Below are 22,201 nucleotides of genomic sequence, written 5' to 3' on the forward strand. Positions count from 1 at the left end.
CGTGCCCACGGCGGCCGAGCGCGAGCGCGAGTTCCGCGACGAGCGTTTCCGCACCGCCCGCCGAGAGGGTGGGCACGACCTGCAACACCCTCATGGCAAGGTCTCCGGGATTGCGCCATGCCGGTCGGCGAGCGCGCGGCGCAGGCGCGTGAGCCATGCGTCGAAGCGGCTGTCCCAGCCGCCTTCCTGCTGCAGATGGCGGCGGGCCGCGGCGGCGACCCGATCCGGCGTGGCCCGCCGCTCGTGCACGATGTCCGCGATGGCTTGCGCGATACCCGGCCAGTCGTGTGCTGCGGGTTGCGGATTCACCACGAGCGCGGCATCGAGCGCGCCGGCCGCCTCGGGTGCGTTGCCTGCCGCGCTGTTGCAGATCACATGCAGACCCGACAGCAGGTACTCCCAGATCTTCGTTGGCGACGCGACCTGATTGATCACGTGATCGTCGCGGAAGATGATGCCGAAATCGGCGATACGCAGATGCGCATGAAGCTCGGCCGGCGGCACGCTCGCGATGATGGTGCCCGCACGATGCGCGAGCGGCCCGAGCTGTTCGCGCGCGGCCTGCGGATCGGCGGTGAAGACCACGAAGCGGATGCGGGCGGCCTGCGCGGCGAGCGTCGCCACGAAGCCGGCGATCGCGGGAATCCGCTGATAGGCGTGCACGCCGCCCGAGTACACGATGACCGTCTCGTCATCGGCGATGCCGTAGTCCCGCCGTGTTACGTGCACCGGCGTATGGGTGAAGCGCGGCGAAGACCTGACGTCGAGCACGAATGCCTTGTCGTGAAACGCCAGCGGACCGAGCTTGCGGCGCAGGTGGCCGATCATGCCGTTCGACACGACGAGGTACGCATCGCAAGCCCGCAATACCCGCGCTTCGTGCCGATGAAACCAGCGCGGCGCCTGCGGCGAGGCGAGGCGCTGCTGGCGGCGCCGGTATTCGGTTTCCTCGGGCACGGCCCCGTGCAGATCCGCGACCTGCAGGGCACGCGCCTCGCGCCACAGCGTGACTGCCGCGGCCTCGTGGCCTTCCGCCTGCACCACGGCTGGGCGCAGCCGAGCGCGCAGCGCGAGCATGAGCGGCCGGCCCCATAGCACGGCGAGGCGCCGACCGAGCTCGTAGCGCGAGACCGGCGGGGCGCTCCATTCGAATACCCGGCTTGCTCCGTGCTCGAGCAGCGCCGCGCGCCAGCTCCGGGCGCGGTGCGCGATCGGTACGAAGCGCAGCACGCAGACTTCGAATCCGCGTGCCGCATAGCTTTCCACCATCTGTAGTACGCGTGTCGCGTAGCCGGAAGTCGGTGCGTCCGCGTTGAAGCAAGTGATCAGCACGACGGGGCGTTTCGGGCCACCGGGGCCCGCCGTCGCCGTCATGACAGTGCCGGCAAGCCGAGCGACGCGCTGTGATGCTCGGGGGCATAGCGCGCGCGCAGGAACGATGCGATGCGTTCACTCGCCCGGCCGTCGCCGAACGGATTCCTGCGGGTCGAGCAGTCGCGGTAATAGGCCTCGTCCTTGAGCAGCCGGGTACATTCGTCGTAGATCCGGTGCTCGTCCGTGCCGACCAGCGTGACCGTGCCGGCCTCGAGTGCCTCGGGGCGCTCGGTGACGTCGCGCAGCACCAGCACCGGCTTGCCGAGCGAAGGCGCTTCTTCCTGGATGCCGCCCGAGTCGGTGAGGATGATCGCCGAGCGTCGCATCAGCCAGACGAATTCGGGGTAATCGAGCGGGGCGATCAGATGCACGTTGTCGACACCGGACAGCACCGACGCGGCGATGCGCTGCACGTTCGGATTCGGATGCACGGGGTAGACGACCTGCACGCTGGTGTCCGCCGCGATGCGTTTCAATGCGCGGCACAGCGAAGCCAGACCGTACTCGTGATTTTCGCGGCGATGGCCGGTCACGAGCACCACGCGCGAGTCGCCTTGCAGGAACGGGTAGCGCGCATGCAGCGCAGCCGCGACGCCGCCATGGCGGCGCGTATGGTCGAGTGTCATCAGCAGCGCGTCGATCACGGTGTTGCCCGTCACGAGAATCGATTCGCCGGATATGCCTTCGGCCAGCAGATTGTGCTGCGCCTGCCGCGTCGGCGCGAAGTAGTGCGTGCTGACCAGATCGACGGCGCGGCGGTTGAACTCTTCCGGCCACGGCTGTAGCAGATCGCCGGTACGCAGGCCGGCCTCCACATGGCCGATGTCGACGTTCGCATAGAACGCCGCCAGCGACGACGCCATGGCCGTCGTCGTATCGCCGTGCACCAGCACGCAGGCCGGCTTGACCTCGGCGAGTACGCGACCGACATGCGTCAGCACGTTGGCCGTCAGGCTCGTGAGGTTCTGGTCGGCGCGCATCAGATCGAGGTCGATGTCGGCCTTGATCTCGAAGTTGGCGAATACCTGGTCGAGCATCTGGCGATGCTGGGCGGTAGCGCAGACGACGGTGCGAAGATGCGCTTCGCGCCGTAGCCGATGGATCACCGGCGCCATCTTGATGGCTTCCGGCCGGGTGCCGACGACGATGAGGATGGTGGGCTGGGTCATGACGGCTCAACGATTAGGGGAAAAGCGCATGCGGCGCGTGTCGCTCGAGTGACGCAGGAGCGAAGAAATATGATTCGTATGGCGAAATATCAGGAAACCAGTCCGGACGCCGTGAAGGCATAGCCGAACCCATGTGCGACGCGAATCGGCGTGCCGTCAGGATGGCGGCCGAGCTTGCGGCGCAAGCGGCTCACCAGGGCTTCGAGGCGCCGCTCGTCGTAGTGCCGATAGTCGTAGCCGAGCGCAGTGACGATGTCGCGCCGCGAGACCGGTTTGCCCGCGTGCGCGAGCAGGAGCGACAGCAGCGAACATTCGGTCGCGGTCAATTGCACCTGTTCGCCGTTGGGAGATAGCAGCAGCCATTTGCGCGACACGAGCAGCCACGCGTCCGACGGCTTCGCGCTATCCTGCGGTTCGGGCTCGGCAATCCGGCTATCGTGGTTGTCGCGGATGCGGCGTGCGAGGCTTTCCACGCAGGCTGTGATTTCGCGCGTGTCGTACGGGCGGGTCACGCAACTGTCGGCGCCGCTCTCGAGCGCCGCAATGCGCACTTCGTGATCCATCGCATCGATCAGCGCCACGATGCCGAGCCGGCGCCGCGCACGCAGCCGTGCGATGGTCGCCTCGACTTCGCCATGCGCCTCGCGGCTGCCGACCACGACGATGTCGCACGGATGTGCGGCCAGGTGGCGCGTGAGCGCGGCGGCGTAGGGCATGTCGGTGACGTGATGCCCCGCTCTTTGCAGCGCGATGGCCAACTGGGCACGCGCGGAGGGATCCAGTTCAAGGATGGCGATGAACATCACAGCACATCGCGAGCAGATTGGCGGCGTGCCGCATACAGCTGCATTGCCGCAAAAGCGCAAGCGGATGGTGCAGCATGTCCGGCCGTCTGGTTGTGTACGCGCGTGACCGCGCCACCCCGGTCATGCATTCTCTCGTCATTTCTTTTCATTTAATAACCTGTATTCCGACTTCGGCGATGCGGTTTTTTAAAGCGGAAATGGCCCGGTCCCAAGGTGTCTTCTATTGCGCCTCAATAGGCGGTTGTCGGCACGCATAACGGCATTTGGAAGCCGTGCGCATTATTTCGTGCCTTGACGGAAATAGCAGTGACGTCCGTCACAGATTGATGTCGGTTGTCCATTCATGTTTGCCGCGTCCGCATCCGCTTCTGTTCGCCTGCTTGAGCCTGCGGATGCCCATGCGCAGAGGTTTTCGTGACAAAACGGACCGGCGAAATTCACGGGCTACGAGTTTTGCCGCTCACGGGTTCTGACAAATTCCGACCATTGATGACGTGTCGGTCTGGTCATCGAAACACGCCTTTACACTTGCGCCGGTCTGACGGGGGAGTGGTTGAACAGGCATTGATGAATTCCACCACGCATTCACGACTCTTCTAAAAAGAGCTCAAACATGGAACCTGTACTGGTATTCGCGCTGGCCTTCTTATTGTCCGCCGCGCTGATAAAAACCCGTGGCTGGCATTTGAGAATGACAGGTGATAGCGACCTTGCAAGCGTGCAGAAAGTGCATGGTGTGTCGGTGCCGCGCATCGGTGGTATCGCGGTGTTCGGCAGTCTGCTGCTCTATGTGCTCGCCGCGCTCGCATGCGGCAATCGGAGTGCGTTTATCGAACTGCTTTCGTTGACGCTGGCGTGCGCGCTGCCGGCCTTCGGTGCCGGCCTTGTCGAGGACATGACGAAGGCGGTGTCGCCGGCGGTACGTCTCGCGATGACGATGGTCGCCGCGCTGCTCGGCTACTTCCTGCTGACGGCGAGCCTGACGCGAACCGGCGTGCCGTTTTTCGATCACGCCTTGCAGTTTACGCTGGTGGCGATACCGGTGACGCTCGTGGCCGTCTCCGGCGTATCGAACTCCATCAATCTGATCGACGGCTATAACGGGCTCGCGTCGGGCGTGTGCTGTGCGGTGCTGCTCGGCATCGGCGCGCTCGGCTATGCGAGCGGCGACACGATGCTGCTGCAGATGACGCTCCTATGCGTGGCGGCACTGGCCGGCTTCATGATGTGGAATTTTCCGTTCGGCCGGATTTTTCTGGGCGACGGTGGCGCGTATTTCGCGGGCTTCGTGGTGGCCGAACTGGCGTTGCTGCTCGTCGAGCGGGATCATGCGGTGGGCCCGTGGTCGGTGCTGCTGCTGAGCGGCTACCCGGTGACGGAGACGCTCTTTTCGATCGCGCGGCGTCGTCTCGTGACGCGCACGCCAGCAGCCGAGCCCGATGCGCAGCATCTGCATCACCTCGTGTATCGCTGGATCTCGCTGCAACCGTGGTCAACTGACACACGTCTCGGCGATCTGCGCAATCCGCTGACGACGGTGGCGTTGTGGCTGCTGAACGCGATGGCCGTCGTGCCGGCCGTCTGCCTGCGCGACAGCGAGTTGAGCACGATCATATGGCTGGGCGGATTCGTCGTGTGCTACGGCACGCTCTATTGCTCGCTGTATCGCGCCGGCACGTTCGGCGCCGGCTTCGTGCAGCGTCCGTGGATCGAGCTGTGATGGCGCGGACCACCTCGGAAAAGCGTGGCGCGGCTTCCGCTCCCGGCATCCTGTTCGACTTTTCGGGCATTCGCACGGGCGGCGGCGTGCAACTCGCACTGAACTTTCTCGATAGCGTGTTCTCCCGCGAGTGGGCTGGCCTGAAGCTTTACGTGGTGCTACCGGATACGGGCGAGCTGGCGCACTATCCGCTGAAGCTGCCCGCTTCGCATCAGCTACGTTGCCCCTCGCCGGTGCTGTGGCGTGTGTGGTTCGAACGTACGACGTTGCAGAGGTTCATTCGCGAGAACGGGATTGTCGTCATCAAGACGTTGTTTGGCGCCGGTTTGCCGCACGGCCGCAACGTGACGAGCGTGGTGGGCGTCGCGTATCCGATCATCTGCTACCCGGAGTCGCCGTACTGGCGTCATCTGCCGTGGCGCGCGGCGCTGCGTCAGCGCATCAAGAACGAGGCGCGCCGGCGGCGTTTGCTGGCGGCGGACCACGTGATCGTCGAGACGCCGGTCATGCAGCGCCGCATTGCCGCGCATTGCAGGCTCGCACCCGGCAAGGTGCATGTGTTGCCGCCCGCGCCGTCGGATTATCTGGGCGCGTCGCCGCGTACTGCTGCCGATGCGGGGCCGGTCACGTTCCTGTTCCTGAGCGGAGCGTCGCCGCACAAGAACCTGTGGCGTCTGCCGGCCGTCGCGAAGCGTTTGCTCGCGTCGGGCGCGGCGAGGCGTTTCCGTTTTCTCGTCAGTTGCGGGGCCGACGCGCTCGCGGGCGAGTTGAATGGCGATACCGCTACCGCCGCCCATTTCGACTTTCGCGGCGCGGTCGCGTCACGCGATATCCAGTCGCTGTACGACGAGGCGCACGTACTGGTGAATCTCAGCGACCTCGAGAGTTTCAGCAACAACTACATGGAAGCATGGAAAGCGAACGTACCGCTGCTCGTCAGCGATCGTGACTTCGCGCGCGAAATCTGCGCGGACAGCGCGATCTACTGCGAACCCCACGATGTCGAGCAGATTGCGCAACGCATGCTCGCCTTCGTGCGTGGCCAGGTGGATATTGCGCGGCTGGTGGCGAACGGCGCCGCGCGTTTGCGCCGCCTCGGCAATCAGGACACGCGGATGGACCAGATCCGCGCGATGCTGCTGTCGTACGCGGCCGACGCGGGTGTGCGGTGCTGAGCAGGCGAGACGTGCGTTACGCGCTGGTGGTGTGGGTGGAGACGGCGCTCGCGATGCTGTTTGCCATGCCGCGGTGGCGCAGTTGCAACGCGGTGAAGGCGTTGACGCTGCGTGCGCTCGGCGCGCGCATCGGCAAGCGCCCGGTGTTTTACCCCGGAGTCTGGATCGTGCCGGGACGTCATCTGGTCGTGGGTGACGACGTCGATTTCGCGCTGGGCGTAGTGGTCACGACGGGCGGGGGCGTGCAGATTGGCGACCGCGTGCTGATCGGTTATCGCACGCAGATCCTGTCGACCAATCATGTGATTCCGCCGCTGCCCGGGAAGGTGTTTTCGAGCGGCCATGCGGGCCGGCCCGTGAGGATCGGCGCCGATGTGTGGGTGGGGGCGAACTGCGTTCTGCTGCCGGGTGTGACGATCGGTGCAGGCGCGGTGATCGCCGCCGGCAGCGTGGTCACGAAAGACGTGGCGCCCAACGCGATCGTCGGCGGGAATCCCGCACGCGTCATTCGCACGAGAGCGTGATTGAAGGCTGTATTTCGCAAGACGGTGCATCAGCCTGATTCAGGCGCGACCGTCGATGTTCAACCTGCCGGATTCGTTTGATGATCAGGAATATTTTGGTCGTATGCACGGGCAATCTGTACCGCAGCCCGATCGCCGAGGCCCTGCTGCAAGCGGTGCTGCCCGACTGTGAAGTGCGTTCTGCGGGACTGCATGCCGCACTCGGCACACTCGCGCCGCAAGTGCTCAGGGAAATGTTTGCAGCACATGGCCTGACGCGCCCTCATTGGGCACCGTGGCAGATCGGCAGTGCCGACGTGGTGCGTGCCGATCTGCTGCTCGTCATGGAGACGGGGCAGAAGCGCGAGCTCGAGAAGCGCTTTCCGGCCGCGGCCGGCAAAACGTTTCTGTACGGCGCTTCAGTGGGCGGCGACATCGAGGATCCACACGGCGGCAGCGCTGAAGTACTCGAGCGCGTCTTCGAGCAGATCCGCGCCTGCGTGCCGGGATGGGTCCAGCGCATCGACGCGCTCAACGGAGCGCGCGAACATGGCTGATTCGACGACTGAACGTTTCTTTCTGCCGGGCGGTGCCGACCAGGAGCGCAAGCTCTCGTATTACCTGGAGCTCGTGCTGTCCAACAAGGCGCTGATTCTGCTCACGACTGCCGTCGTGGTGGTGCTCGGTGCGATCTACGTGCTGATCGCGCCGCCGACCTACGAATCGAATCTCGTCGTTCAGGTGGAGGACCAGTCCGGCGGTTCGAGCAACCTGCTCGGCGATCTGTCGTCGGCACTGCAGCTGAAAGCCGGTGCGCCCGCGGAAATGGAGATCATCAAGTCGCGGCTGGTGGTGTCGGCAGCGGTCGACAAACTCCGGCTCTACATCGATGCGAGACCGGTCATGCTGCCGGTCATCGGACGCTTCCTGCAAGGGCGGCCGCACGCGAACGGCGGCGTGAACCCGCCGCGCTTCGGCTTCGATAGCTACGCGTGGGGCGGTGAGGCCATCGACGTCGAGCGCTTCGACGTGCCGCCCGAACTCGAAGACAAACCCTTCACGCTGACGAGTCTCGGTGGCGGACGTTTCCGGCTGAGCAACAGTCAGGGCGGCATCGATGCGACCGGACAGGTGGGCGTGCCGCTCGTGCTGTCCAATGACCTCGGCACGATCGGATTACGTGTGACGAAGCTCGTTGCGCGCACCGGCGAACGCTTCGAACTGCGCCGTCATTCGCGGCTCGACGTGATCGACGGTTTGCAACGTGACCTGACGGTGCAGGAGCTGGGCCGCGAGTCCGACGTGATCGGCGTGACGCTGACCGGCCGGGACCGGCGCCGTACCGCCGAGGTGCTCAACGCGATCGCCAGCGAATACCTCGCGCAAAACCTCGAGTATCACGCGCTCGATACGCGCAAAACCATCGACTTCCTGAACGGACAGTTGCCGCGCCTGAAAGCGCAGCTCGAGCGCTCGGAAACCGCGTTCAACACGTACCGCAACCGCTACGGCACGATCGACCTGGCCGAGCAGACCAAGCTGCTGCTGGAGCAGTCGGTGGATGCGCAGACCAAGCTGCTCGAACTGCGTCAGAAACGCAGCGAGATGAACGAACGGTTTACCGAGCTGAACCCGGCGGTGGGCGCGCTCGATCAGCAGATCGGCACGCTCGACAAGCAGCTCGCGGGCTATCAGCAACGGATCGCGGATCTGCCCGCGCTCGAGCAGCAGCAGGTGACGCTGGTGCGCAACCTGCAGGTCGACACCGATCTGTACATGAATCTGCTGAACGCATCGCAGGAACTCGACATCGCGCATGCGGGCAAGGTCGGCAACGTCCGGGTGGTCGACTACGCGGTAGCGGCCGAACAGCCGGTCAAGCCGAGGAAAGCGCTGATCATGGTGTTCGCGGTGATTGGCGGTCTCGGCATCGGCACGACGCTCGCGTTCCTGAAGTGGGCGGTGTTCGAGGGCGTGCGCGATCCGGGTGTGATCGAGGAATCGTTGGGTTTGCCGGTACTCGCGCAGATTCCGCGTTCTTTGCGGCAGCACGCGCTGGATCGTGCGACGGCCGGCGGCACGGTGCTAGCCAATCGTTATCCTAACGAACCTGCCATCGAAAGTATCCGCAGCCTGCAGGTCGCGTTGCAGATCATGCTGGTCGAACAGGGCAAGGGCATGATCCTGATCGCGGGCCCGAGCCCCGGCGTCGGCAAGTCGTTCGTGTCGCTGAACCTCTCGACCCTGCTCGCGACCTCGGGCGAATCCGTCGCGCTGATCGACTGCGATCTGCGACGCGGACGCCTGCACAAGGCGCTCGGTCTGGAACGCGCACCGGGCCTGTCCGAATACCTGTGCGACAAGGCGGATCTCGAAACGGTGATCCGCAAGGGCGGGGGCGAGTTGCCCGACTTCATCGCCTGCGGGGACTATCCCGATGCGCCGGCCTATCTGCTGATGTCGCCGCGCTTCGTGGAACTGCTTGCCACGCTGCGCTCGCGCTATCGCTACGTGATCGTCGATACGCCGCCGGTGCTCGCCGTCGCGGATTCCGCAATCGTCGGCGGTCACGCAGACCTCTCGCTGATGGTGGCGCGTGAAGGCACGACCTCGATCGACGAGCTCGAACATTCCATCGCGGCTCTCAAGCAGGGCGGCATCCAGCCGCGCGGCATCGTCTACAACGACATGGACATGCGGCGCGGCCAATACGGGTCCGGCCGGCGGCGCTACGTCGGCTATTACACCTACGAGGAAGGCAAATGACCACACTCGATCTCGTTCCCGGCTCTTCCGCCGGCAGCCCGTCCGCCGCTGCCACGGCGAGCTACGATGTTTGCGTCGTCGGTCTCGGTTATATCGGCTTGCCGACCGCCGCCATCGTGGCGCAACGCTCGATTCGCGTGCTGGGTGTCGACGTCGACCCGCGCGTGATCGACGCGGTGTCGCGCGGCACCATCCACATCGAGGAACCCGGCCTGGCGGAGCAGGTCGCGCATGCGGTCGAGCGTAAGCTGCTGAGCGTCGCGCGCGCGCCGCAGCCGGCATCCGTGTTCCTGATCGCGGTACCCACGCCGTTCAAGGACGACTACGAGCCGGACCTGAAGTACGTGCGAAGCGCGGCGCTATCCGTTGCGCCGGTCCTCAAGCAGGGCGATCTGGTCGTGCTGGAATCGACCAGCCCGGTCGGTGCCACCGAGCAGATGTGCGAATGGCTCGCCGAGGCGCGCCCCGACCTCGACTTCCCGCGCAAAGGCGACACCGGGACGCCGGACGTGTTCGTCGCGTATTGCCCGGAGCGCGTGCTGCCCGGCCGCACCTGTATCGAACTCGTGAAGAATGATCGCGTGATCGGCGGCATCACGCCGGCGTGCGCGCACCGCGCCGCCGAGTTTTACCGCCGCTTCGTCGAAGGCGATTGCGCCGTCACGGACGCGCGCACGGCCGAGTTGTGCAAGCTGTCGGAAAACAGCTTCCGGGACGTCAATATCGCGTTTGCCAACGAACTGTCGCTCGTGGCTGCGCGGTTCGAGGTCGACATATGGTCGCTGATCCGGCTTGCAAACCGGCATCCGCGCGTGAGCATCCTCGAACCGGGACCGGGTGTGGGCGGTCACTGCATTGCCGTCGATCCATGGTTCATCGTCAGCGGCGCGCCCGAGCAGTCGCGGCTTATCCGTACCGCGCGCGAAGTCAATGATTACAAGCCGCAATGGGTGCTCGAGAAGGTGCGCCACGCGATTGCGGCCTGCCGCGCGACGCAGGGCGACGAGCCGGTGCGCATTGCGGTGCTGGGTCTCGCCTTCAAGCCGGATGTCGACGATCTGCGCGAAAGCCCGGCCGTGATGATCGCCGATGCGCTGACGCGCGAGCCGGGTTGCGATGTGCTGATCGCGGAGCCGCATATCGATGCGCTGCCGGCTGAGCTGCAGGCGCCGAACGCACATCTCGTCGAGGTCGATGCGGCGCTCGCGATGGCCGACCTCGTGGTGGTGCTCGTCAAGCATCGCGCGTTCCATTCGGTCGATCTCGCGGCGCTGCATGGCAAGGCGATCGTCGACACCAAGGGACTGTGGCAATAACGTGCGCGGTTTCAGAGTCCCTGCTCTCGCGCGCGGCGTGATGATGCGCGGCGCGCCGCTCGCGAGGCTCGGCCGCGTGGCTGGCTGGAGCGTGGGCGGCGCGCTGGCCGGGCGCGTCGCGGCCCTCGTGTCGGCGGTGCTGCTTGCCCGTGTTCTCGGACCCGCGCACTACGGTGAATATGTACTGGTGCTCACTACAGTCACATCGGTCGCGAGTCTGTCGACGAGTGGCCTCGGGGTGGCCGCCAGCAAGTATCTCGGCGACTTTCATGGCGAGATGGCGCCGCGCCGCGATAGCGGCGTGGTCATCGTGACACTCGCCGGGCTCGCTTACGCGGTACTCGCCGGTGGCCTCGTGGCGTGGTCGGCGCCGTCGCTTGCAAAGGAGCACTTTCACCATGAGACGCTCATCGGCCCGCTCGAGCTTGGCGCGCTGGCCGTGGTGCCGGCGATTGTCCAGGGCGTGGTGCAGGGCACGCTATATGGGCTCGAACGCTTTCGCACCAACGCGTCGATCTCGAGCGCTGGCGCTGTCTCGCTCGCCTGCACGGTGCCACTGTGTGCCTGGCTGGCCGGTGTAACGGGCGCGCTCGGCGCGCTGATCGTCGTGACGGGGCTATGGGCGTGTTATGGCGCGCGCGCGATCTGCACGGGCACCGGCTGGCGCGACGCGTGGCGCGCGACATGGATGCGGGCCGAAGCACGCCGCTTCGTTGCGCTCAGCACGCCGATCGTGCTGAGCGCGCTGGCGATGGCACCGGTCAACTGGCTCGCGCTGTCGCTGCTCTCACGAACGCCCACGGGGTTCGCGCAGGTGGGGCAGTACAACGCGGCTTACCAGTGGTACACCGGACTGACCTTCATCCCGACGGTGATTGCGGGCACCGTGCTGCCCGCACTATCACGGCTGCGCGCCTCCGGCGACGGACGCGGCTTCGCGCTGCTGACGCGTCATAGCATCGTCGCGAATGCGCTCGTCTCGTGTGCGTCGTCGCTGGCGATGTGGCTCATCGCCGGCAGGCTGATGGCCTTGTATGGCCCCGCGTACCACGGCGCCGCGCCATTGTTGCGATGGCTCGCGGTCGCCGCGGCGGCGAACGGAATGAACGCGGCGATCGGACAGATCATGACGGCGACCAATCGCTTGTGGTTCGGCCTGTCGGTCAATCTGCTGTGGAGTGCGATCTATCTGGGCTTTGCGTGGTATCAGGTGCCGCGCACCGGCGCTCTTGCCCTCGCACAGGGTCTCGTGATCGCGTATGCCGTGCACACGCTGATCCATCTGGTGTTTCTGCGTCTGCACCTGCGCGAAGCGGCGTTGGCGCAGCACGAAGAGCGGCCATCATGACTTCGACCGGGCTTGCCGGTATCGCGTCGCTTCGCACGACGCACCACACGCGCTGATGCAGCTTCGCTGCGACGCTCGCCACTTCCACCCGAAGAACCCATGGCTTTCATGAAACATATCGCTGTCATTCTCGCTTCTTTGGCATCTATCATCCTCGCAGGCTGTGCCTTTGCACCGGGCATGCGTTTCAATGCCGATTCCGCCACGCCGGCTCAGACGCAAGACGGCACGAGCGTCGACGTGAACGGACAACACTACGTGCTGCGGCCGCTGACGGTGGCGGGCGTCAACGCCGTCACGGCGGCACCCGTGCGGCCGGTTGTGGACGAGCCGGCTGAGGACGTCATGCAGTCGGGCATCGGCTATCAATACAAGGTGGGTGTCGGCGACGTGCTGCACGTGATCGTATGGGATCACCCGGAGCTGAACAATCCCGGCATCGGCGCGCAGTCGGGCAGCGCGATCCAGACCGGCAGCGCGCAGACGCTCGCGGCCCAGGCGGTGGCGTCGTCCAACGGCGGCGATGCACTGGGTCGCGTGGTGCAGGCCGACGGCACGATCTATTACCCGTACATCGGCACGTTGCGCGTCAAGGGCAAGACGGTGCCGGAGATCCGTGCGGCGCTGACGACGGGCATCGCGCGTTACGTGCGCGCGCCCCAGCTCGACGTGAGCGTGGTGAGCTTCCGCAGCCAGAAGGTGTACGTGACCGGCGAAGTGAAGCAGCCCGAAGTCGTACCGCTTACCGACGTGCCGGTGAACGTCGCGGACGCGATCGGTCTGGCGGGTGGTGTTACGCCTGAAGCCGATTTGTCGGGCGCCACGCTTACTCGCGGCAAAAAGCAGATTTCGATCGACCTGTATCGTCTGCTGTATCTCGGCGACATGCGCAACAACATCCGCCTCGTGGACGGCGACATTGTCGACATCCCGAACCGGCGTATCAAGAAAGTGTTCGTGATGGGCGAAATCGCCAAACCGGCGTCGCTGCCGATGCCGACGGACGGTCCGTACACGCTCGCCGAAGCGCTCAACGATGCGGGCGGCCTCAATCCGCTGACATCGAACGCGCGGCAGCTATATCTGGTGCGGGCGAGCGGCCTGAATACGACGACAGTGTTCCATCTCGACTGCTCGTCGCCGGTTGCGGTCGCGCTGGCCGACCAGGTGGTGCTGTCGCCGCGGGACATCATCTACGTCGACGCCGCCAGCGTGACGCGCTTCTCCCGCGTCATCTCGCAGATGCTGCCGTTTGCCGGCGGTCTCGCGGATCTCAAGAGCCTCGGCATGTAGCCGGCGCGGCACCTGATCCATTTTCGAGGGCATGTTGCATGGAACCGATTCGCCGCCGTTTTCTGGCCGGCTCGCTGGCGGCAGGCGCCGTCGGCGCGTCGGCGCTGCCTGTGCGCGCGCAAACGCCGAACGTCGATCCGGCACGGCGTGACAGCGTGTCGGTGTACGACTTCGGCGCCGTTGGCGACGGCGTCACCGACGATACCCAGGCAATCCAGCGTTGTCTGGCCTATGCGGCACACTCGCGTTGCCGGCGGGTCATGATCGGCGCCGATCACGTAATCACCGATCTCGATCTGACGCGCCTCTATTACGTCGGCCTGATTCTCGAAGGGACCAACACGACACATCAGCCGGCGCCCAATCACGCGAACTTCATCGTGCGCGGCGGCGCTTCGCAGGGGCTCGACATCTCGGGCACGTCGGGGCTCGTGCTGCGCAATCTGACGTTCACCGGCTTGCCCGCCGATCCGCCGCGCTGCGCGATCTTCGCGTCGCGCATCGCCGGGTCGATCGAAAGCTACGGGCATTCGCTTGAAAACGTGCGCTGCTACGGTCGCTATACGAGCGCAGCGGTCTATAACTACGCGGGCGAGATGTGGAGCTTCCGGCAAGGCGATTTTCGCAACGACTCGGGCGCGGCCACGCTGTACTTTACGACGCGTAACTCGCTCGGCCTTGCATCGAAATTTCGTGCGACCGATGCGCATGTGCGTCCGCTGACCGTCACGACGCTCAGCAATCTGAACGTCTATCACACGTCGCCCAACGGTGCGGCAATCTGGTTCGAACAGGATCCGGGTTCGTCGACCGATGCGACCGTGCAGCAGATTGCGATCGAGCATTGCTACGTCGTGGCGCGCGGCCACGCAGAAGCCGCTTTCCGCTTCACGGACATCGTCGGTAGCGTGCGGATCGTCGGTTGCACGGATGAGTCGTTCGCGCGCGGCGACGCGGATGCGGCAGCCGCCTGCATCGTGGTCGACGGCACGCGCACGCTGCGCGGCATGGCGCTGGAGGACAACGTGTTTTTTCCGCGCACCGCCGTCATCGATGCGCGCGCGCCGGTGCAGGACTATCGCGCGTCGCAGAATTACGTGTGGAATACGCCACGCACCTGGCGCTTCGCACACCTTTCGAACGCGGTGCACGCGACGCTGTTTCATAACGAGTTTTTCATCGTCACCGGGCACGCGGAGCGCGTCGACGTGCGCGCGGTCGATGACGACACCGCGACGACTCACGTGCGGATGGCGGGCACTGCGCAGGGCCATGACGCGGCGCTGATTTCGCCGCTGCCGCCGCAGGGGCGACTGGAGCCGCGGCGTAGCGGCCAGATTCTGTTCGACAACGCCCACCAACGTTTTTTTATCGCAGTTGCTGCTGCAACGGCGGGTCCAGCGGCGGCGGGGGCGTGGCGCGAAGCGGGCGAGCGGAGGGTGGCGGACGCGCTGCCGCAAAGCGGCAATTTTGCTGCGGGGCAGTTGATCTGGCGTGCTCGTCCTGCACCAGGAACGGGCATCGGCTGGGTCTGTATCGAAAGCGGCTCGCTGGGCGAGACCGGTTTTGTAACCGGTCGGGCGGAGGCAGGCTCGCAGTCGCTACGCATCCAGTGCGGCGCCGCGCCCGGCGTCGGCTGCTACGTACGTATCGATGGGTGCCCCGACACCGTGCAGATCGTCGCGGTCGATGGCGACATCTGCACGCTCGATACGGCGCTTTCCTGCGCGGCGAGCGGACAGGTGCGTCTGCAGCCGCCGCGCTTCGCCGACTGGGGCACGGTCTCGGCCTGACCAGACGATGGCCGACACGCCTGGATTTGTGACCGGCGTCACTGCAGCGGGCAAAACGGTGCCGTAGGATTTTCGCGCATACGGGGATTTTTTCCATGATGTCAGCGAAGGCCTAAAAATGAAAATAACGCATGCTGCAAGTATTCACCGGGACCGGGACGAACTGATCCGCCTGCCGTTGCCGACCTTCTCGCTGCACGATGTGCTGTCCGACGAAGAGATACGGCGAATCGAGCAGTGGACAGATGCATGGCTGGAAGTCGCGATGGAACTGGGGTTCGTCAGATGGCCCTATGTGATAGACAGCGCGATGGTTGCCGATATTCAGTCATGCTATCGAATGAAGATGGCGCCGGAGGAAGCGGTGCTTTTTTGCTATCGCATGCACGGCGAAAGCAGACTGTTCTGACGTTTACCGACGGTTTCTGACACGTCGCATCGCCAGCCGGAAAGACCCCCTACACTGGCGACGCCTCAGCTAGGAGAGCACTCAAGCGTGCATGCACGATACCAACCATTTCGAGCGAATGCGCTCGCAGCCGCCATGGCTTCGCTGTTCGCCGCGTACGCGCATGCCTCCGCGCCGCCCGCGCTGAATGCGCTCGGGCAGGCCGGCGGCCTCGTGATTCCTTATGCGTTTGCGCTGCCGGAAGGCACGGCGCAGGCCCAGTACGACAACTATCTGGACCCTCGGTACGGGCAGCGCGCGACCGGTGCCCAGTTCTACTGGGGCGCCGTGGGCCTGTTGCCCTACGTCGAAGTGTCCGGCGGTCTCGCGAACTATCCGGGAGACGTACCTGCCGCGTATTCGGGCGCCGATCATTTCGTGTTCCGGCATCTGATGGCCGACATCAAGGTGCAGGTGCCGCAATTCTTTCGTTATCAGCCGGCGATCGCGTTCGGCATGACCGACGTCGGCGGGCAGACGCACTATTTCCGCTCGAAGTACGCGGTGGTGTCGCAGAACGTCGGCCCGGCGACATTGACGCTCGGCTACGGGCAGGGCGATCGTCTGAATGGGCTGTTCGGCGGCATGCAACTGGCGCTGTGGTCGACCGGCCTGTCGTTGCTCGCCGAAGATGACGCGAAGACGCCGTATGCGGGGGTGCGCTATCAGTCGCCGCCGCTCCGCTGGCTGGCCGACGCGAGCGTCATCGGCACGGCGATGCGCTCTCTGCGCTCGACCGGCGGCGTGGCGCCGCGCACATCGTTTTCCGTTGCGGTGCAGATTCCGTTGGGTCACCGGTTCGATCCGCCGTCAGGCGAGTTGCAGACCTCAGACGATGCGGCCGGGCGGGCATCGGCGAGTATCGTCGCGGATCACGACGTGCAGGGGGCGCCTCGTCCCATACCGGTCAATGCGGTGCTCGCGCCCGCGGCGGACATCCATTCGGCACCGGTGTCCGATAGCCTTGCCACTCAATCGTTCGGTATGCAGAAGGTGGTGCCGGTGCAGGTTGACGACGCGCTCGGCGAACCGTCGGACGAACCGGCGGCGCTCGACAGCATCGTCTCGCGATTGTTTGCAAACGGACTGGAACGGGTACGCGCCGGCGTCGATGGCCGCGATCTGATCGTCGAATATGAAAACCATCGCTACAACCAGAACGAGGCCGACGCGCTCGGCATCGTACTTGGCGTGGCGAGCGTCAACGCGCCGGCTGGTATCGAGAGAATCCGCGCAGTGATAAGAAAAGACGGTCTGGTGATCGGTGAACTCACGATTGATCGCGCCGCTTATGCGCGCTTTCTTGCCGATGGAACACCCGGCACGCTGGCGTCGACGATGACGATGCGCACGCGACCCGACTACGACGCGAACTCGGTCGCCTGGCATGGCGACGAGCACCGGCATGGTCTGACGCGCATCGAGATCAAGCCGATCATGAACTATCTGTACGGAACCGAATACGGCAAGCTCGATGCGTCGATCGGCGCCAATGTCGTCGGTTACGTGCCGCTGTGGCAGGGTGCGGAGTTGGTCGCGAGCTACGTGGCGCCGTTCTATCACACGGCCAATATGGATGCCGGACGCGTGTTCAGCCAATACCGTCTGCACGCCGGCCTGGCCGATGCGGCACTCGCGCAGAGTTTCTGGATCGCGCCGGGTGTCCTCAACGTGCTCGCTGTCGGACGGTTCGACTTTCATAACGTGGGGGCGGAAAACGAAACCACCGTGTTCGTGCCGGGGCGGCCGGATCTCGTGAGGTTGCGGCTCGCGTATCTCCGTCAGGAGCCGGGCAATGAGAGTCTGCCTCGCGAGGTCAACGCCGCGCTCACTTACCGATGGGTTCAGCCCGCGTGGAAGCTGTGGGTCGAAGCCGGCGCCGCGCGCTTCGTCGGCGGCGACAAAGGGCCGCTGATCACGGTGACGCGCTGGTTCGACGACGTGTCGTTCAGCGTGTATGCGGAGCACAGCGGACAGGGCAGTTATGTCGGTGCGGCGATCAGCTTCCCGTTGACGCCACGTCAGGGCATGAAGCCGGGCATGACGCAGATAGGCGGCGCGGATCAGTTCAGCCTCGATTTCGCGACGCGCGTCGGCGGAACGAACTACGTCAATTCGACGGCCGACAAGAGTATCGACTTCGCCTACAACCCGCAGTCCGTGCTGCTGAACCAGGGCCGCTTCAGTGCGGAATATTTCGCGACGCAACTGTACCGGATGCGTGACGCGTACCAGCGCTACGCTGTGCCGTCATCCGGAACGCCGAAGGATGCGCAACCCGAAAAACACGCTGCCGCGTTCGGCGCAAGGCATCGGCGCACCGTGTGCGCGAATTTCTATCGGGCAGTCGGCACCGACTCCCAACCGTCTGATTCCTGTCAATGATTTCCTTCCCGGAGAAACCTATGAAGCTTGCTCGGCATTCCGTCAGCTGGATGTTACGGCTGGGGTCGGCGGCCATCGTCATCAATGCGCTGACTGCGTGCGGCGGCAGCGGTACATCGCCCAGCGCGAACATCAATGGCACCGCGGCGATCGGCGCACCGCTAGCGGGGGCCACGATCCAGCTCACCTGCAAGAACGGTGCGACGACGACGACGACCAACGCGGCCGGCGCCTATAGCGCGACGTTCGCATTCGATGCGCCGTGCGTCCTGACCGGGACTGGCGGCAGCACCGTGCTGCATTCGTTTGCAGCGGGGTCGGGCACCTACAACCTGACGTCGCTGACCGAGCTGCTCTTCAACTATCTCGCCGCGCAGCTCGGCACGACGGCTAACGGTTTGCTGACTGGCATTAGCAGCAACACGACGTTCCAGAGCGCGCTCGCGAACAGCACGGTGATCCTGAATGCCGAAGCCGCAGTCGCGCAAATCATCAAGAACACCTACGGGATCACGTTGTCGTCGTCGGCATTCCTGACCACCGCATTCGTGACCGGCCAGCCGGGACCCGACGCGGATCTCGACAAGCTGCAAAGCGCCGGTGCGCTCAGCGCGTCGGGCGCGCCTGCCGCGGCGCTGCTGCAGCAAACGATCACCGCGGGCGCGGCGAATCCGATCAGGAGCGGCGGCGGTGGCGCGACCGGAGGCACTGGCGGAACAGGCGGTACGGGCGGCACCTGAGGCCGGCGATCAGTCGCCCCGTCTGATCGGATCAGATACTGGAGGTCTGGCAAGTCATGTGCGGTATTGTCGGCGCGGTAGCGCAACGTAACATCGTCCCTGTTCTGATAGAAGGACTGCGGCGGCTGGAGTATCGCGGCTACGACTCGTGCGGTGTGGCGGTACTGGCGGGAGGCGAGCCGACACGCGCGCGGAGCGTCGCGCGCGTGGCGGATCTCGACGCGCAGGTGCGCGACTGCCGCCTCGCGGGCATGAGCGGCATCGCGCATACGCGCTGGGCGACGCATGGCGCACCTGTCACCGACAACGCGCACCCGATCTTTTCCCGCGATGCGCTGGCGATCGTGCACAACGGCATCATCGAGAACTATGAGTCGTTGCGCGAAATGTTGCGCGATAAAGGCTATACGTTCGTGTCGCAGACCGACACCGAAGTGATCGCGCATCTGATCCATCGCGTCTATCGTGGCGATCTGTTCGCGGCGGTGCGCGAGGCGGTGGGGCAACTGCACGGTGCGTATGCGATTGCGGTGCTGCACAAGGACCAGCCGGATACGGTGGTGGGTGCGCGGCAGGGCTCGCCGCTGGTCGTGGGGATGGGCGACGGCGAGTACTTCTTGGCGTCGGATGCACTGGCGCTTGCGGGCAGTACGGGAGACTTCGTTTTCCTGGAGGACGGCGACGTGTGCGAGTTGACGCTCGGTGGCGTGCGGATGGCGGACCGTTCCGGCGCGTCCGTGAGGCGCCAGGTCCGTCATGTCTCGGCGTACGGCGGCGCAGTCGAACTCGGGCCGTATCGCCATTTCATGCAGAAGGAGATTTTCGAGCAACCGCGCGCGATCGGCGACACGATTGCGCAGGTCGATCACTTCGAGGCGTCGCTGTTCGGCGCGGAGGCAGGCAGGGTGTTCGCAGGCATCGACAGCCTGCTGATTCTCGCGTGCGGCACGAGCTACTACTCGGCGTTGACGGCGAAGTACTGGCTCGAATCGGTGGCGAAGATTGCGACGCAGGTGGAGATTGCCAGCGAGTATCGTTATCGCGAGTCGGTGCCGGATCGCAAGGCGCTGGTCGTCGTGATCTCGCAGTCGGGCGAGACGGCCGATACGCTGGCAGCGCTCAGGCATGCGCAGTCGCTGGGTCATGCGCATACGCTGGCGGTGTGCAATGTCGCAACGAGCGCGATCGTGCGGCAGACGTCGCTGTCGTTCCTCACGCACGCGGGCACAGAGATCGGGGTGGCGTCGACCAAGGCGTTCACGACGCAGCTGGTGGCGCTGTTTACGCTGACGGTGACGCTTGGCCGGCTGCGCGGCCATGTGAGCGCGACGCAGGAGGCTAATTATATTTCTCAATTGCGGCATCTGCCGGCAGCGCTCAATAGCGTGCTGGCACTGGAGCCGCAGATCATCGCTTGGGCTGAGGAGCTTTCGCGGAAGGAACATGCATTGTTCCTCGGGCGTGGGCTGCATTATCCGATCGCGCTGGAAGGAGCACTGAAGCTGAAGGAGATCTCATACATCCACGCCGAGGCGTATCCGGCGGGTGAGCTGAAGCACGGGCCGCTCGCGCTGGTCACGAAGGCAATGCCGGTGGTGACGGTTGCGCCGAACGACGCACAACTGGAAAAACTGAAGTCAAACCTTCATGAGGTGCACGCGCGTGGCGGCGAGCTTTACGTGTTCGCGGATGCGGATACCAAGATCGTCAACGACGAAGGGCTGCATGTGATCCGGATGCCGGAGCATTATGGGCTGTTGTCGCCGATCCTGCATGTGGTGCCGCTGCAGCTGCTCGCGTATCACACGGCCTGTGCGCGCGGCACCGATGTGGACAAGCCGCGCAATCTGGCTAAATCGGTCACGGTGGAATAGTCGCGTAGTAACGGTGGCCCTGGTATTGAACGAGGTGCAGACGAACAGAAGCGAGTATGTGCGTTCTCGTAGAAAATCAGAGAGGTTCTTGTCTGCACGCATAGATCGAGACATACCTGTGATGCGCATCACAGCGAGATATTCAGGAGAATGGAATACTGATGGCCAGTTCTGGCGCTGTCCTCGGAGTTGCCAGAACGCTTTTTGCCGGCTTGATTCAGCCGGCTTTTTTTTGTCCGGGGCGGTCGCAAGCCGATTGTATGATCTGATTCGCGTATCGGATAACGTGAAATTGATATGTTGAACGTATATGCAAATGTGTGTCGTGGCGCTTCAGGTGTCGGCTCGATCGGAAAATCGCGGGTGAGGAAAGAACGGCGTGCGGTATCGCCTCGCAGAAGATAACTGGCTCGTTTAACCCGGCGAGGCGGTCCGTGGACCGCGCGGCAACGAGATCGTCCTGAGCGCGCGGCCGAGCGGCTTTTCGATTGTGCGGTAGCCGAGCAGCGCGATGCCTACCGACAGCAACACGCTCGCCGCACATATGACGCTGCCCGGTAGCCGATGATGTGTGTCGAGCATGCTGAGCACCTTCACCGCCACGGGTACTGTGAAGACGTGCATCAGATAGAGCGAGTAGGACGCGTCGCCGACCTTGTACAGCGACGCCGGCCAGCGGATACGTGTCTCCACCGCGACGGCGGCGGCGACCAGCAGCGCCGCCGGCATCCCGAACGACAGGAACCGGATCGCGTCTTCCACATGAGGGCCGGGCAGCCACAGTGCCGCTAGTGCCACAGCAAGCATGATGGCTGCGTGGAGCGCTGAAAGGCGCATGCCTCGCGTGTACAGTGTGCCGACAATCACGCCGAACACGAATTCGAGCGTAATCGGGCTCGTGTAGGTTCGCAGCGCGATGTTCGTGAAACCGACGAGTCCGAGCAGCGAAGCCGCGCAGAAGAACGCGCTGATGAGCGCCACACGTCGCTGCGCGACCAGGATCGCCACTGCGTAGACGAGGTAGAACCACATCTCGTAGTTGAGCGTCCAGCCGACGTTGAGTACCGGTGCAGGTTCGCCCAGCGGATTGCGCCACGGAATGAACGCGTAAGACGCGATGACGTGCGGCAGGCTGAACGTGGCGGCGCCGAAAACGCGTGGCGCAACGATCAGAAGCATAACGAAGCAACTGGTCGTAATCCAGTAGAGCGGAACGATACGCGTGAGGCGAGAAACGATGAAACCGCGCGCCGCCTGCGCTGACTGCACGGTATGCTGGGTCGTGGCCGCCATGACGAAGCCGGAGACGACGAAAAAGATGTCGACGCCGATCTCGCCATAGCCGCCGATGACCTGCGCCGCAGCGATCGTCCATCCGTGCCTGACGATATTTGCGCTTGCGTGAAACGTGACGACGAGCAACGCGGCGAGCGCTCGTAGTACCTGAATCGACTTCAGCTTATGGATGGAGCGAGAGTCATCGGGCATGGG

17 protein-coding genes are annotated in these 22,201 nt (G+C 64.6%); 13 read left to right on the plus strand and 4 right to left on the minus strand.

The window, feature by feature from the left end; genetic code table 11:
- Positions 1–90: 90 nt before the first annotated feature.
- From GXB81_RS15850 to GXB81_RS15860, 3 genes are all read right to left on the minus strand, one after another.
- On the minus strand, positions 91–1,332 hold the full coding sequence (locus GXB81_RS15850; protein WP_205989724.1) for a glycosyltransferase: 1,242 nt from the start codon (positions 1,330–1,332) through the stop codon (positions 91–93).
- A 38-nt stretch (positions 1,333–1,370) separates the two neighbouring features.
- A complete protein-coding gene (wecB, locus tag GXB81_RS15855; protein WP_205989725.1) occupies positions 1,371–2,543 on the minus strand; it encodes a UDP-N-acetylglucosamine 2-epimerase (non-hydrolyzing) in 1,173 nt (390 codons plus the stop codon).
- An 89-nt stretch (positions 2,544–2,632) separates the two neighbouring features.
- The gene (locus GXB81_RS15860; RefSeq protein WP_205989726.1) at positions 2,633–3,346 is read right to left on the minus strand and encodes a winged helix-turn-helix domain-containing protein; all 714 of its coding nucleotides are present in this window, start codon (positions 3,344–3,346) and stop codon (positions 2,633–2,635) included.
- A gap of 694 nt (positions 3,347–4,040) precedes the next feature.
- Here GXB81_RS15860 and GXB81_RS15865 point away from each other — a divergent pair.
- The 13 genes from GXB81_RS15865 to glmS all read left to right on the plus strand — a co-directional run bounded on the left by GXB81_RS15865 (position 4,041) and on the right by glmS (position 20,710).
- On the plus strand, positions 4,041–5,069 hold the full coding sequence (locus tag GXB81_RS15865; protein WP_205989727.1) for a glycosyltransferase: 1,029 nt from the start codon (positions 4,041–4,043) through the stop codon (positions 5,067–5,069).
- Complete coding sequence (locus GXB81_RS15870) at positions 5,069–6,244, plus strand: glycosyltransferase family 4 protein (RefSeq protein ID WP_205989728.1); 1,176 nt, start codon at positions 5,069–5,071, stop codon at positions 6,242–6,244. Before GXB81_RS15865 ends, GXB81_RS15870 begins: the two co-directional genes overlap by 1 nt.
- Before the next feature lie 11 nt (positions 6,245–6,255).
- Complete coding sequence (locus GXB81_RS15875) at positions 6,256–6,768, plus strand: acyltransferase (RefSeq protein WP_346777799.1); 513 nt, start codon at positions 6,256–6,258, stop codon at positions 6,766–6,768.
- A gap of 80 nt (positions 6,769–6,848) precedes the next feature.
- Positions 6,849–7,304, plus strand: a complete 456-nt coding sequence (locus tag GXB81_RS15880) for a hypothetical protein (protein ID WP_205989729.1) — start codon at positions 6,849–6,851, stop codon at positions 7,302–7,304.
- Positions 7,297–9,513 (plus strand): GNVR domain-containing protein, encoded by a 2,217-nt coding sequence (locus tag GXB81_RS15885; RefSeq protein ID WP_205989730.1) that lies wholly within the window; start codon positions 7,297–7,299, stop codon positions 9,511–9,513. The genes GXB81_RS15880 and GXB81_RS15885 overlap by 8 nt, the downstream gene beginning before the upstream one ends.
- Positions 9,510–10,829, plus strand: coding sequence for a UDP-N-acetyl-D-mannosamine dehydrogenase (gene wecC, locus GXB81_RS15890; protein WP_205989731.1), 1,320 nt, complete (start codon positions 9,510–9,512; stop codon positions 10,827–10,829). The genes GXB81_RS15885 and wecC overlap by 4 nt, the downstream gene beginning before the upstream one ends.
- 1 nt (position 10,830) lies before the next feature.
- A complete protein-coding gene (locus GXB81_RS15895) occupies positions 10,831–12,177 on the plus strand; it encodes an oligosaccharide flippase family protein (RefSeq protein WP_205989732.1) in 1,347 nt (448 codons plus the stop codon).
- 180 nt (positions 12,178–12,357) lie between these two features.
- The gene (locus GXB81_RS15900; RefSeq protein WP_205989733.1) at positions 12,358–13,470 is read left to right on the plus strand and encodes a polysaccharide biosynthesis/export family protein; all 1,113 of its coding nucleotides are present in this window, start codon (positions 12,358–12,360) and stop codon (positions 13,468–13,470) included.
- Positions 13,471–13,508: 38 nt separating this feature from the next.
- A complete protein-coding gene (locus tag GXB81_RS15905) occupies positions 13,509–15,263 on the plus strand; it encodes a hypothetical protein (protein WP_205989734.1) in 1,755 nt (584 codons plus the stop codon).
- A gap of 118 nt (positions 15,264–15,381) precedes the next feature.
- Positions 15,382–15,672, plus strand: a complete 291-nt coding sequence (locus GXB81_RS15910; protein ID WP_205989735.1) for a hypothetical protein — start codon at positions 15,382–15,384, stop codon at positions 15,670–15,672.
- Between the two features lie 135 nt (positions 15,673–15,807).
- Positions 15,808–18,096 carry a YjbH domain-containing protein gene (locus GXB81_RS15915; protein WP_205989736.1) on the plus strand — a complete coding sequence of 763 codons (2,289 nt, stop codon included), beginning with the start codon at positions 15,808–15,810 and terminating at the stop codon, positions 18,094–18,096.
- 20 nt (positions 18,097–18,116) lie between these two features.
- Entirely contained in the window at positions 18,117–18,836 is a 720-nt protein-coding gene (locus GXB81_RS15920; RefSeq protein WP_205989737.1) for a carboxypeptidase regulatory-like domain-containing protein, read from the plus strand.
- A gap of 56 nt (positions 18,837–18,892) precedes the next feature.
- Positions 18,893–20,710 carry a glutamine--fructose-6-phosphate transaminase (isomerizing) gene (gene glmS, locus GXB81_RS15925; protein ID WP_205989738.1) on the plus strand — a complete coding sequence of 606 codons (1,818 nt, stop codon included), beginning with the start codon at positions 18,893–18,895 and terminating at the stop codon, positions 20,708–20,710.
- 414 nt (positions 20,711–21,124) lie between these two features.
- On the opposite strand, the gene GXB81_RS15930 is transcribed toward glmS, so the two are convergent.
- Positions 21,125–22,198 carry an acyltransferase gene (locus GXB81_RS15930; protein WP_205989739.1) on the minus strand — a complete coding sequence of 358 codons (1,074 nt, stop codon included), beginning with the start codon at positions 22,196–22,198 and terminating at the stop codon, positions 21,125–21,127.
- Between the last annotated feature and the right edge of the window lie 3 nt (positions 22,199–22,201).

Source organism: Paraburkholderia sp. Ac-20336 (assembly GCF_017105025.1).
Classification (GTDB): Bacteria; Pseudomonadota; Gammaproteobacteria; order Burkholderiales; family Burkholderiaceae; genus Paraburkholderia.